At 65.9% G+C, this 255-nt stretch carries 1 protein-coding gene; it reads left to right on the forward strand.

Annotated features, from left to right (window positions below; genetic code table 11):
• A partial coding sequence (locus tag QMX85_RS23520; RefSeq protein ID WP_282344970.1) for an aldehyde dehydrogenase family protein occupies positions 1 to 255 on the forward strand: 255 nt, incomplete at both ends.

Genomic DNA, 255 nt, shown 5'->3' on the forward strand with positions numbered 1-255 from the left:
CCGGCGAGGCGCTGGCCACCAGCAAGCGCATTGCCAAGATCGCCTTCACCGGCTCCACCCCGGTCGGCTCGCACATCCTCAAGTGCGCCGCCGAGAACATCATCCCCAGCACCGTCGAGCTGGGCGGTAAGAGCCCGAACATCTTCTTCGAAGACATCATGCAGGCCGAGCCGAGCTTCATCGAGAAGGCCGCCGAAGGCCTGGTGCTGGCGTTCTTCAACCAGGGCGAGGTGTGCACCTGCCCGTCGCGTGCGC

Source organism: Pseudomonas sp. PS02288, assembly GCF_029959715.1.
Classification (GTDB): Bacteria; Pseudomonadota; Gammaproteobacteria; order Pseudomonadales; family Pseudomonadaceae; genus Pseudomonas_O; species Pseudomonas_O kuykendallii.